Source organism: Paenibacillus sp. 05T425 (genome assembly GCF_056396205.1).
Genome location: NZ_JBFTLA010000001.1, coordinates 862,722 through 876,160 on the forward strand (window position 1 = coordinate 862,722; position 13,439 = coordinate 876,160).

At 44.1% G+C, this 13,439-nt stretch carries 9 protein-coding genes; 2 read left to right on the forward strand and 7 right to left on the reverse strand.

What is annotated here, in order from left to right; all coding sequences use genetic code 11:
- Positions 1 to 4: 4 nt before the first annotated feature.
- The 5 genes from AC1DF0_RS03575 to AC1DF0_RS03595 all read right to left on the reverse strand — a co-directional run bounded on the left by AC1DF0_RS03575 (position 5) and on the right by AC1DF0_RS03595 (position 5,266).
- Positions 5 to 1,750: a histidine kinase gene (locus AC1DF0_RS03575; protein ID WP_477573092.1), complete on the reverse strand. Its 1,746-nt coding sequence runs from the start codon at positions 1,748 to 1,750 to the stop codon at positions 5 to 7.
- A gap of 106 nt (positions 1,751 to 1,856) precedes the next feature.
- Positions 1,857 to 2,012, reverse strand: a complete 156-nt coding sequence (locus tag AC1DF0_RS03580) for a DUF6903 family protein (protein ID WP_442051314.1) — start codon at positions 2,010 to 2,012, stop codon at positions 1,857 to 1,859.
- Between the two features lie 9 nt (positions 2,013 to 2,021).
- On the reverse strand, positions 2,022 to 2,891 hold the full coding sequence (locus AC1DF0_RS03585; RefSeq protein ID WP_477573093.1) for a carbohydrate ABC transporter permease: 870 nt from the start codon (positions 2,889 to 2,891) through the stop codon (positions 2,022 to 2,024).
- 14 nt (positions 2,892 to 2,905) lie between these two features.
- Entirely contained in the window at positions 2,906 to 3,796 is an 891-nt protein-coding gene (locus AC1DF0_RS03590; protein WP_442051316.1) for a carbohydrate ABC transporter permease, read from the reverse strand.
- 120 nt (positions 3,797 to 3,916) lie between these two features.
- A complete protein-coding gene (locus tag AC1DF0_RS03595; RefSeq protein WP_477573094.1) occupies positions 3,917 to 5,266 on the reverse strand; it encodes a carbohydrate ABC transporter substrate-binding protein in 1,350 nt (449 codons plus the stop codon).
- 340 nt (positions 5,267 to 5,606) lie between these two features.
- Between AC1DF0_RS03595 and AC1DF0_RS03600 the strand changes: the two genes are divergently transcribed.
- Complete coding sequence (locus tag AC1DF0_RS03600) at positions 5,607 to 7,013, forward strand: carbohydrate ABC transporter substrate-binding protein (RefSeq protein WP_477573095.1); 1,407 nt, start codon at positions 5,607 to 5,609, stop codon at positions 7,011 to 7,013.
- Here AC1DF0_RS03600 and AC1DF0_RS03605 read toward each other — a convergent pair.
- Entirely contained in the window at positions 7,010 to 7,903 is an 894-nt protein-coding gene (locus AC1DF0_RS03605; RefSeq protein ID WP_477573096.1) for a helix-turn-helix domain-containing protein, read from the reverse strand. The two genes, AC1DF0_RS03600 and AC1DF0_RS03605, sit on opposite strands and share 4 nt — an antisense overlap.
- Before the next feature lie 174 nt (positions 7,904 to 8,077).
- Here AC1DF0_RS03605 and AC1DF0_RS03610 point away from each other — a divergent pair, with 174 nt between their 5' ends.
- On the forward strand, positions 8,078 to 9,835 hold the full coding sequence (locus AC1DF0_RS03610; RefSeq protein ID WP_477573097.1) for a beta-galactosidase: 1,758 nt from the start codon (positions 8,078 to 8,080) through the stop codon (positions 9,833 to 9,835).
- 101 nt (positions 9,836 to 9,936) lie between these two features.
- Here AC1DF0_RS03610 and AC1DF0_RS03615 read toward each other — a convergent pair whose 3' ends face one another.
- Positions 9,937 to 13,266 (reverse strand): immunoglobulin-like domain-containing protein, encoded by a 3,330-nt coding sequence (locus AC1DF0_RS03615; protein WP_477573098.1) that lies wholly within the window; start codon positions 13,264 to 13,266, stop codon positions 9,937 to 9,939.
- Between the last annotated feature and the right edge of the window lie 173 nt (positions 13,267 to 13,439).

Genomic DNA, 13,439 nt, shown 5'->3' on the forward strand with positions numbered 1-13,439 from the left:
AAAATTAACCCCCTTCGGACTTTTGAATAGGAATAATCATTCTGCAACAAGTACCCTCGCCTACCACGCTTGAAATAAATAAACCATATTGATCTCCGTAATGGAGTTTAATTCGTTCATTCACATTATTTACTCCAATGCCTGACAGCTTATCCGTATGATCCGAAGCACGGTTTAGATTCGTATCAAACCCTTTACCGTTATCCGTAATATCTATGTGAAGCTGATTATCGACCTGTTGAACTTTAATGCTGATATCGATGGATTTGCCATTTTCAGAAATTCCGTGAATAATGGCATTTTCAGCGACGGGCTGCAAGATTAATTTCGGAATAAGCAATGGGAGCAGCTCGTCATCGATCACATAGTTAACCTGGAACCTGTCCGCATAACGAATTTTTTGAATTTCAAAATAATGCGCTAAATTTTGAAGCTCCTGTTCAATGGTAACCTCTTCGTTATTATCTAAAATCGTACTGCGCAATAGCTCAGATAGCGAGCTTATTCCATTATTGAGTACGGGCACCTGATTAATAACCGCAAGCCAGCGAAGTGTATTTAAGGTGTTAAATAAAAAATGCGGATTAATTTGCGACTGAAGCATTTGGAGCTCCAGCTCCCGCTTTCGTTTGTCGTCCAGCTTTTGATTATCCATCAATCGCTCAATCTCGCTGACCATACTATTTATTTTACGGGAAAGCGCGCTCATCTCATCATCATTCTCGTCGTGAATACGATTGGATAAATCACCGTTCGAGATTTGATTACTGAAAGCAATAATGCCTTTTATAGGTTTAACGATGCTATTGTACATAAAATAAATAATGATAATGCAGGTGATTACAATCATGAATACAATAACAAACATACTAAGCGTAATCTGACTTATTTCTGAGTTTATATAGGAATAGGGCATCAAAGATATTAGATACCAGCCGATTTGCTCATTATAAATATACGATATTTGCTGGTCAGCATTATTTACGAGTCCAGAAAAGGAAGAACGATTGTTACTCTGTTGCTCCTTAATCATACTAAACAGCGTAGAGTCGGAGTATTGCTCCCCTAACTTCGTCTCTTTATCGCTTGATGAGAATACCGTCCCGTCTCGCCCCATAATAATGAGCTTCGATCCCGTCCCTAGATAAACGCTCGATAGTATATTTTTGGAGAATAAGTCTGTGCTGACGTACACGAAAGCATATCCGATCTGCTCTGAACTATCATGCTCTGCATGGATCTTTCTCCCTACAGCGATCGTGTCGTAAGATCGGGTCGTTCTTACATAAGTAAGTCCGTCATACGGCGCATTTTTATTGACATCGGATATTGCCTTTTCCAAATATTCATTGCTGATTGCTTCGTATCCAAGCTCGTAGAAGGGCTCGTGATTCGTATCATAAATGCTAACGGTTACAACATGTGACGGGAATATCGTCCGAAATATAGCATCCATAGCCGATTCTTTGGACGTTTCGGTAACCGCTGGTTGCGAACGATCGTTAGATAAGTGGGCTTGCACGAATTCATTCGTAGAAATCGATCCGTTAAGAAATTGATAATTTTGAAGCTCCGTAAGCATATTTTTATTAACCAAAGTTATCGCTTGAAAGGTAGATGCGCTAAGCTTATCGCTGATCGAATCCGAATATAGCTTATAGGCATAGTATCCGAGAAAAAGGATAGGAATAACCGATACGATTAAAAAGGTTCCAATTAATCGATGCTGAATCTTAAATTTCCGCAGCATAGCATTACCCCTTGATGATGATCTGTTTATAGTAACATAATGTGCACCTTAAAACATTTAAAAGAAGATGATCCTCATCTATTGGAGACATCATCTTCTTTGGATTTCATTTGAATTTTCTGTTGTACAGCCATAAGAAACTGATAAGCATAGCAAGTCCAAGCAGCATCGTTAAAAGTCCTGATGGACCAATCGATTGATGACCGAATACGGTAAGCAGCATGCCTATAATGAACAGGATTAAGTAGAGTAGTTTGTCCATACTAGTATATCATCCTTTCAAACCGCCCATAGTCATACCCTGGGTTAATTTCTTCTGTACCAAAATATATATAAGCAATGTTGGCAGCATAACTATAACGAGACCCGCATATAGTTGTCCATACTCAACAGCGGATTTTTGCGCAGCCAGCAAATTCATTAACCCAACCGGAAGCGTCTTATATTCCGGCTTCGTTAGCAAGGTCATCGAAATTATGTATTCGTTCCAGAACGATAGGAAGTTGAACAAAATAATCGTAATGATCGCAGGTCTTGCCATTGGCATAATAACTTGAACCATGGTTCTAAAGTATCCTGCTCCATCGACCGAAGCAGCCTCTTCATATTCTTTCGATAGCGATTTGAAATAACCTGACAGCAAATACACGGTAAATGGCAGCGCCATAGCTGTATACACTAGAGCTAATACAAAAATGTTATTCAATAAGAATGGTTGACCAAACATGCTTCGAGCAACTTTGTCACCATTGTTCAACATGAGAAAAATAGGAACGATGATATAGTTTACATTAATGAATAACCCGGCCATAAACATCGTGTTCCATAACACGCTTCCTCTGAAACGATAACGGGCAAGCACATAAGCCGCCGGAAGCGCAATAACGAGCAATAATGCGATGGACAATGCCGTTACAAGCACGGAGTTGAACATATAATCGCCCATATTTGCCTTCAGCCAAGCATCTGCAAAGTTCTGAAGATAAACGCCTTGAGGTAACGCCCACGGACTGCCGTAAAATTCAGCATCTTCTTTTATAGAAGCGGTAAACGCCCACAATACTGGAATAATGATAATGACTGTTAATAAAATCAACAGAAAATAGGATAGAGTCTTGAATACGATTGCTTTGCTTGTCATCCTTTCTTCCCTCCTTAATACTCTAGATGATCACGCTTGGTAACAGCATTAAGAATGCCAGCTAAAGCAAACGAGAACAAGAACACAACGACACCAATCGCCATGCCGTAACCATAAGAAGAATTCGTATAGGCTTCTTTGTACATGTAGCTTAAGAACACTTCAGTCGCTCCATCAGGACCGCCGCTTGTCATAGCTGTAACGAAGAGGAAGCTCATATTGATCGTACTAATAATAAAGAAGGTAAGCGTCGTACGAATATTCGTCCAGATAAGCGGTATCGTGATCGTAAAAAACTGATGGATAGGCGAAGCGCCTTCAAGATTGGCGGATTCGTATAAGCTTTCCGGAATGTTAGCCATACTTGCCATATACATAACCATGTAATAACCAACGGCTTGCCAAATCATTGCACCAGCAAGACTGTAAATAACGATTTTCTGATCTCCAAGCCATAGAATAGGTTCGTCTGCGACACGGAACAAATGCAGCACCGAATTTAGAAGTCCATTGTTCGGATCATAAATGGCAGAAAATATCGCGCTAATAACGACTACGGACAAAATATTAGGAATGTAAAAAACAGTACGATATAAATTACGCCCTTTGAGGTTGCCTCGCGTAAGTACCCCCGCGAATAGGAGCGCTATCGCGAACGTAACAATCGTTACAACAATAATTAACAAAATACTGTTTTGAAATACTTGATAGAATTTATCGCTTTGGAACAGCTTGCCGAAATTATCGAATCCGACAAACGTCTTCGTATCGGTGTATCCTCCCCATTTGTATAGGGACATACGAAACACGTCAATGCTTGGAATTAACAAGAAGACAATAAATAGGATGACGGCCGGAGCCAGACAAAAGAATATGAAACGGGATTTCCCCCTGTTAGACGGCATTACTCGAGCTCCTTCCTGGTTGCAAGCGTAAACGGCTATCGCCGTCCTTTGGCCTATATTTAAAAGTAACTGTGGCCAGTTTTCACTGGCCACAGCACCTTTTACTATGTTGAAACCTATCTATTTCTGAGCCGCACGAAGAGCATCGCTTGCTTTCGTAATCGCATCTACCCACTCTTGTTGCGATTTCGCACCGGTAACCAAGGAATCGACCGTTCCGAATACGGTATCAGAAATATTGACTCCTTCAACCGGAGCCGTTGAGGTGAATGCGCCCATCGCTGCTTTTGCGCCAGTATCATAAATACTGTAGAACAACTTGTTATCGCCATCTAGTTTATCCGACATCCCTTTGATCGGTTGCACGGCGCCTGCCTTAGCAAAAATCGCTGCAGCTTCATCCGAATAGAGATAAGCGATGAACTGCTTCGCTAGATCCGGATTTTCGGCTTTAGCCGGGACCCAAATTTGCTCGAAGAAGGTATAAGAATAACGGTCTCCTCCATCGGCTACAGCCGGAAGAGCGGTAAAACCCCATCCGAATCCTTCTGCACGAGGCGCACTCGCCATTTCATTGACAACCCATGTACCGTTAGGCATAAATAATGCTTTGTTGTCCAAAATGAGCTGTTGGTTTTTGGTGAAGTTATCTTTATTGCCGTTAGCCGGAACTGTTTTCTCTGTGTAAGAAGCTAACTTCGTCATAATATCAAATGCTTGTTTTGCCTCCGCCGATTGCCAGATTCCTTCCGAATAGCTAATCGCTTTCGTGAAGAATTCAGGTCCGCCAACTTCATTGAGCAAAGCGTAGAAGAATGAATCGAAGTAACCGGTTGTCGGATAAGCAAATAGCGCAATACCCTCTGCTTTGGCTTTATCTCCTAATGCCCACATTTCATCCCAAGTTGTTGGTACTTCCCACCCTTTTTGCTCGAACAAACCCGCATTATAGAACAAGCCGGTAGGGCTGTAGAACATGGGCATCAAATACGATTTACCATCGTTATATGGATTGGTAATCGTCGTATCCGTAAAGCCCGGTATAATTTTCTCGCTGACAGCTACATCTTCGCCAGGTACCTTCATCGAAAGAACATCCGTAAGATCGGTCATGTTGTTATCTTTTACGAATGTTTCTGTAAGCCCTTTCGGTTGACCGACGGCTAAATGTATAACATCAGGGAAATCACCGGATTTCATGGTTGGTCCAATAACATCCTCGATGTTTTTCTCAATCGTCATTTCGACTTTCACACCAGGAACCGTCTGCTCGAATGCAGCTGCAACGGTTTGCCACACCGTTTTTCCATAAGCCGTTTCCAGCGCGGCGAATTTCAGCGTGCGAACTTCGCCAGATGAAGCATCAGAGTTCGTTGCACCGTTTTCCTCCGTCTTGTTGTTGGATGAACCACAAGCGGCTAGCGTAAATACTAATAGGACCGCGAGTGCCAAGGTTGCCATTTTTCTCATCTTCTTACCCCTCCTCGATTTCTTTGAATAACGAACATCATTCGTTATTCTAAATAATAAGAATGTTTCCACTCATTCAATTAACCAATAAAATTCAAACTGTTCAATAGCATTTGCCGAAGTAGATAGGATCGCTCATCGGTTTGTAAAATTATCTATCCGGTCGAGTTTTAATTGATTTTCCATGTAAAATCAAAAGCTACTAATGATAATTCCACAACTAGTTTTAGTTAAAATTGTTCATACATTGCGCAGGAATATTCATGTACTTCTGCGTGGATAATGTTCATAATCAATCTGTTAAGGGTCTATTTATGATAAAAATGTTGGAGTGATTAGCATGCAAAGATATTCAAGCATCATCTTAGTAGCGGTAGCATTGCTAGGAATCATAGCTATTTCAACAATAACGGTTATGAAAGATCGAACGTCTCCCTCTGACAAACCTGCAGTTAATAACAAAGAATTGCATATCGCCGTATTTCAAGGCGGATACGGTCTGGAATACTGGAAAGAAATAACGGAGAAATTCGAGGCTGCTTATCCGGGCGTGCAAGTGCATCTGACGATCAGTCCTCGGATCGGCGATGTAATCAGACCTCAAATTGTCGCAGGAAATCCCCCCGATTTTCTAGCGATTTCGGATACCGACCAAAGCGGGATTATGACCTCATTAGTGAAGGAAAAAGGGTTAATGGATATAACCGACGTGTTTGAAGACGTAGCATTAGATCATGTGCAGCAATTAAAGGACATGATTCTCCCCGGCATCCTTGAAAGCAAAAGATTTACTCCTTATGAAGACGGGAAAATTTATATGGCACCGTCTAATGCTGCACCAATGGGGTTAATCTACAACAAAAAATTGTTTAAGGAGAAAGGTTGGAAGCTTCCTGAAACATGGGGTGAATTTTTCGCGTTAGACGAGGAATTAAAGAAAAAGGAGAATTATGTAGCCGATGAGAATGGAAATAAAATAAAGCGCGCGTTATTTACTTATCAGGGAATCTATCCGGAATACTTGGAAGAAATTTTGTACCCTTCACTTGCGAATGCGGCTGGAATTGCACAATTAAAAAAAATATTTTCATATGAACCAGGTTCTTTTAAGACGGAGCCTGTAAAACAGGTACTAGATACATTAGCTAAGCTTGGAAGCGGCGGTTATTTGATGGAGGGAACCGTCGGACTTAATCACACCCAGTCCCAAACCGATATGATGCTGGGCAAAGCGATATTTATCGTGAATGGTTCATGGATGGAGAATGAAATGAAAGATTCTCCTAGAGAGGAGGGTTTCGAATTCGGTATGATTCCCGTTCCCGTGTTTAATAAAGGCGATGAACGTTATATTCTTTCTAGCTATGAACAATTTTCGATTCCGCTCAAGGCCAAAAACCCAGAACTTGCAAAAGAGTTTTTGAAGTTTCTGTATACCGAGGAATCCGTCCTCTTATTCGCAAAGAAAGCGAATGGTACGTTTGCACTCAAAGGAGCCCAAGAGCTTTCGAGAAACTATTTAACCCCGGGTGTATATGAAATGTTCAGCGCTTATGAAGGAGCAACGGCCATTACGCAAGAATGGAATATTATTCCGAAGCAGTCCAAAGAAGATATAAGAAATCAATTGTTCAAAAAAGCCATCACTCCGATTATGACAGGAAAAATGACCACCGAGGAATGGATGAATCAAGTAGAAAACGCGTTTGCAGATATTCAAGCCAATATGAACGCACAACAATACTAGCCTTCTTCATTTCTTTGAGAGCGAACGAATTTCGGTCGAAATGCACTCGGCGCCATGCCTGTCCACCTACGGAATTGTCTAGAGAAATGGCTCGCGGACTGAAATCCAAGCTGTTCGGCTAATTCCTCCATCGAATAGGTCGAATGCACAAGCAGATGCTTCGCCTGGTTAAGAACCATTTTACTCCTATATTGTCGCGGCGATTGCCCGTAAACCTTGGTAAATATATGCGTGCAACGACCGCGGCTAATCCCTAATGAGGCTGCAATTCCAGCTATTGCTCCATGATTTTCATTGCGTAGTTTTTCTTCAATCGCATGAGCCAGCTCCGTTTCAAATACGGAGGCGTTCTGCATACTCTCGTCGCTCACCGGAATCGGACTGCGTGCTTTGTCGCTGTACTTTATAAACTCACTAATGATTCCTAGGGTGTGAGATTGGATAATAAGGCGATCTAATGCTTTGTCGTCTTCAACGGTATCGACGCGAATATTGTGCAAAAACGCCTCTTCAATAGCGCTAAAATGTGTCGGTAACGATAGCCCCGCAGCCTCTTCTGCCTTAATAATCACGTAATCGGCCTTGCATAACCTCTCGCGTATGATGGGATCATCCAGATCGAAATGCAAATTAAAGAAACGATAAACGGAAGTTGGGCCATTCTCAGTAGCATGTGAAATGCCGGACTTTATTAACAGCCAATCCCCGCTGCTAATCGTAAATACATGATCGCCTATCGTTTGCCTTATTTCCCCTTGTTTACAATGCAATAGTTCAAAAAGATAATGATGATGCCGAGGAAAAGACCAATTAGGATGAAAATCCCCCAAATGACAGCCGATAATCTGCAGCGTACTCGTTAGGTTAGGGAGTGAATAATGAATATCCATGTTACATGGACCTCCTATTGTTCAATAGTCTAGACATCTATTCTAGCGTAACGCGATTCTATACAAAAGGTCAAATTTACTCTTCTTTTGTCCATTTGTTTACCTATTCTTTCCGCTTAATATATTAAGTATCATGATTGACGCATAACCATATTGCATTGGAGGTCACTTTGGATGACTGTATTATCGGTACAAAACGATCATTTTTATTTCGATAACAAACCTATTCGCTTGCTTTCCGGAGCGATCCATTATTTTAGAGTCGTACCTGAATACTGGCAGGATCGTTTATCAAAGCTGAAAGCATGCGGATTTAATACGGTAGAAACTTACATTCCATGGAATTTCCATGAGCCTGCACCTGGCAAATTCAATTTTGAAGGTATGGCAGACATTGAACGGTTTGTTCAATTAGCAGGCGAACTAGGCTTGCATGTCATCGTGCGCCCGAGTCCCTACATTTGTGCAGAATGGGAATTCGGAGGTTTGCCTGCATGGCTGCTTGCAGATCTGGAGATTCAGCTTCGCTGTATGAACCGCCCCTATCTGGATAAAGTAGATGCCTATTACGATGAGCTATTGCCTAGACTGAAGCCTCTGCTTTCCACAAACGGCGGCCCTATTATTGCCATGCAAATCGAGAATGAATACGGAAGCTATGGCAACGATACAGCCTATCTTCAATATTTGGAGCAAGCCATGATAAGTCGTGGCATTGACGTGCTATTATTCACTTCCGATGGACCTGAGAATCATATGCTTCAAGGAGGTATGGTTCCAAACGTATTAGAAACGGCAAACTTCGGTTCAAGAGCGGAGGAAGCTTTCGAGGTGCTACGCCGTTATCAACCGCAAGGCCCGCTGATGTGTATGGAATACTGGAATGGCTGGTTTGATCACTGGGGTGAAGAACATCACGTTCGTAACGGTGACGAAGTTGCTCAAGTGTTTGAGGATATGCTTTCACTAGGCGCATCTGTGAACTTCTATATGTTCCATGGCGGCACCAATTTCGGTTTCACCAGCGGCGCGAATGGCTTAGAACGAGATCACTACGAGCCTACCGTTACAAGCTATGACTATAATGCACCATTGAATGAAGCAGGCGATCCTACTGAAAAATATTTTGCGATACGCGATATTATAGCTAAATATGCAGATCTCCCCGAGATGGAAGTTCCTAAAGCTTTGCCCAAACAGGCATATGGAACGGTGCTTGCAACGAGCCATGCCATGTTGTTAGATCAATTGCACCAATTGTCCGAGCCCATACATGCTGTCACTCCGGAGCCGATGGAGCGTTACGGACAGAACAACGGATTTATCGTGTATGAAACCTTTATTTCCGGACCGCGCGAAGAAAAGGAACTCATTATTCAAGATTGCCATGACCGGGCGCTCGTTTACTTGAACGGTGAGTTTAAAGGGATCATCGAAAGATGGGATTCTAGCAAAAAAGTCCATTTTGAAGTGCCTACTGGCGGAGCGCGTCTAACCATTCTCGTTGAAAATATGGGGCGCATCAACTACGGACCATACCTAGCCGATCGTAAAGGGATTACCGAAGGCGTTCGCCATGGCAATCAATTCCTATATGGATGGACCATATGGACATTGCCGCTCGATAACTTGAACCCTTTATCCTTTGCAGCGATAGAGAAAGAAACAGCAACTGGTCCAGCATTCTATCGTGCGGAATTGAACATCGAAAATGCACCGGCAGACACGTTCTTGAAGCTGGAAGGATGGTCTAAAGGAGTCGTTTACGTCAACGGATTCAATTTGGGGAGATATTGGAGAGTTGGTCCGCAGCAGACTCTTTACGTTCCTGCACCGCTCCTGCGTCAAGGCAGCAATGAAATCATCGTCTTCGATATTGACGGAACAGAAAGCTTAGAATTACAGTTTGTAGACCAACCTCAATTAGGGTAATAGCTTTAAGATCCGCTTCAGCTTTTGGGCTTTTATCTATGTTTTCACTGCCCCCGTTACACGGAAGTGCTGGCGTCTGTTTTATACAGACGCCAGCATTTTTACATAAAACCAAGCTCGCCAAGCAGTCGGCTCAGCATAATCGCCATTTCGGCACGGGTTGCGGTTTGATGCGGCTTGAAATTGCCAGCTTGATCGCCTTTAATGATGCCGTAAGCGATCATTTCCTGCACAGCCTGGATAGCCCATATCGACACCTCGCTGGAATCATTCAGCAGCTCCGATCCGTTATCCGTAGCATTGGAAGCGGACCCTCTGACGTATTTGATCGCTCTAGCAAGGATGACCGCCAGCTCTTCCCTTGTAACAAAATCATTCGGGTGGAAGCTTCCATCTTGGTATCCGGTCACCAATCCAGCTGCTGCCGCGGATGAAATCGCCGTTTCGTACCATCGACCTGCAATATCGGTTAAAGTCCCTGGCTGATCCGCCGCCGGGATGCCTAGCGCTCTGACCAGCAGCGCCGCTGTCTCCGCTCGCGTTAAGCCGGCCTTCGGATCGAAGCTGTTTTCTCCTTTCCCTTCAAAGATGAGCATCGATGCAAGCTTCTCCGCTTCATTTCTAGCCCAATGATCTTGCATATCGGCAAAAGCTTTCCGATTAACAATATTCACGTACAAGCCGTCGCTGCTAACTGGCAGCAGTGCATACGTATTTCCTCCGATATTCTCATATCGTACCGGAACATATTGCAGCCGTTGAAGCCGTTCGTTCCATACCGCTATAATCGTATCTTCGTTCCTATTGGAAACCGCAATACGTCTTTCTACTCTGCTGCCTAGATGAACTAAGGTCACATCAGCCCCATCACCAATGCTCATTACAATCTTAAACTGAATAGGACCGGATAATAATGCTGCGCCACGGGCTTGCAGTTCCGCCAATAAAGGAGCAGCAGCCTCGCTCTTGGCGGCATAAATCGCAAAACTCAGTTTATCTCCATCTTTGCCTGCATACTGCGTATCTGCTGCAGCAATCAGCTCAGAGAAAGGCAAACTCATACTGCCGCCGGACACTGTTACTTGAATCGTAAACAAAGGATTTAACTTGAGCAACTGGCGTACCGTTACTCCGCTTAGTTCGAAATGTCCATTTGCCGTCCCCCTATCAACCTTAATTAGTCCGGATTGCACTTCGGATGGCGATAGTTTAATGGTTTCCTTCTGATTATTTCCAGCGATGAAATCGATATAATATTCGGATTGAGGCTGTTCGGATTCGTTCGTTTCTCCAACCGTTTGATTATTCCTTAACACGATCACTTGAAACGGTCTGCTGTCCGATTTCAGTCCTTTGGTTACCGTAGCCGTAAGCGTAACCGGTTGGTCTCCTTTTTCATATGACGGCCGTGAAACTGAACCGTTAACAGGATTAATCAGCTCCGTTCGGCTAGAGGTCCAAGAAATGACGGAGCCGTTAGCTCCTGTAACTGGAAGCGTCAATCCATTACGCACATGCTTTTCGTCATCTCCGGCTGCGTAACCGATCGCGAGCAGCATCAAGTCTTGAGCTACCGTCTCTTCATCCGTCATGTCGGCTTTGGTAATTGTTACACTATAAAGGACGGTATAAGTTGTCTGATTCGCATCAACCGCTGCCTCCAATGTGACGGCTGAGTCCCCCTCCGAGTAAGACGGACGATGCACAGCACCAGTTGTTTCATCAAGCAGACTGTTGTCCGAAGACGTCCAGCGAATCGTACGGCCAGCAGCATCCCTGCTTGGCAGCCCAACATTCGATTTCACTGCAGCAGCGGTCTCTCCTGTGGCAAACACCGGCTCAGGAGCAGCATAGACGGTTAGCTGGCCAATGTTCGGTATCACCTCATAATTCGACAGACGGTTCAACGGATCGAGAAGCTGTGCAGTAATATCATAAGCGCCTTCATCGCTCTCTTCCGTCGCTTCCGTTGTATACGCTGCCGTAATGGAGTCGCCGGAGACAACGCCTGTAAGATTGCCGCTTAACTGCGGATTCGTTTTACTTATCCATCGCGATAGCGGATCCGTTATAACGAGAAGTTCGGCTTTCGTAACCGTCAACTCGCCTTCCTCAAGGACCACATGATAGTTACTCAGCGTATCTTCCGGATCCGTGATGGCGGGTACGATTGGATACGATCCTACTCGACTTGATAAAGTTGCTGCTGTCGAATAAGATGCCTGGATCGTATCACCATTCATAAGACCGGTGATCGAACCCGTCAGAGACGGATTGCTTTGCCCATAGGCTCGGGAGTGATTCGAAGCAGCAACCGTTAAGGGGGCTTGTGTCACAGTTAAAGTCCCCGGCACATATACAATTGCATACTTCGTAGATGTCAATCCACTGGCTATAACGGAATACTCTCCAATTGGGCTGGATGCGTCAGCGGATGTCGAGAATAACGGCTGCCCAAGCGAGTTAGCTGCGTCCCATGTCATCAGTCCGTCCAAGCTCATTGTCATACTGCCATTAGACGTTCCATATGGTCTGCTCGCATCATTAGGCGTAACCGTAAGCGGGGCTTTGTTAACCGTAAGCGTCGTCGTTTGCTCCGCCGCGGGATAAGGGAACGAAGCAGCAGTCGATAATTTCAGTTCATAACTCCCCGCAGCTAGTCTAAGTGAGTAGCTGCCACTAGCATGACCGTCTGAATTCGTCGTTACGTACCCTATAGAGCTTCCATTAACGTAGACATTAATTACCCGATTGGCTAGCGGCCCATCCGGAGTTGTCAGTGTTCCCGAAATTATTACTGATTGTCCGTATGTACCTGTTAGCGGAGATGTGCTGAGCGTAGTCGTAAAATCCCTAGGAGCATCTCCAACGTAAGTGGCAAATCCAAAATCATATTCGTCAGACCAATAGGGATAGGTAGGGGTAAAAGCTTTTCCTCCTGCATAAACGTTGGTAGTATGAGTCATCCACGACGTTTGCGGCGTCTCCCCGATCGAAGCGGTTAAGCTCATCGTATACTGTTGTCCAGCCTGTATCTGTGCCGGTTGTTCGAACAATACGGATACCGGGCCAGGCGTACTCATTGGAACGTTCCTGCTCCCAAAAGTCGATGAAGCAAGCACCGTTCCTGACACGCTTTGACCTGCATAAATACGGAGTGTAAACACAATTCCCGAACTCCCGTAATCGATCATATGCAAATCAATTTGATTCAGATAGCCGGACTCCCCCGCCGTAAAGCTTTGAGCACGTCCGCCCGCTCGGAACGTGCCATCCGGCACATCTCCGGTTGATTGGTCAATCGAATCGGCTGCGACTGCCACCGACCCGGGAATCGCCGCCAATATCGGTATAATTGTAAGGATCATGGCCATCAAAAGGCGGGCCATCCAAGATATCGTCCATGCCTTAATAGATCTGTTCTTATCCAAACCAATAGACCATCCTTTCATCCCATTCTAAGTTATTTAACAATGCAGGACTTGCCCTAGTATACCTAACTGTATCATTCTATCTAATTTATTACTATTAACGAAAGTTAACTTCTCCCCGAAAAACAGCATAGTTCGACAGTTAATGACGACTTTCTCAGAGGTTGAGAAGC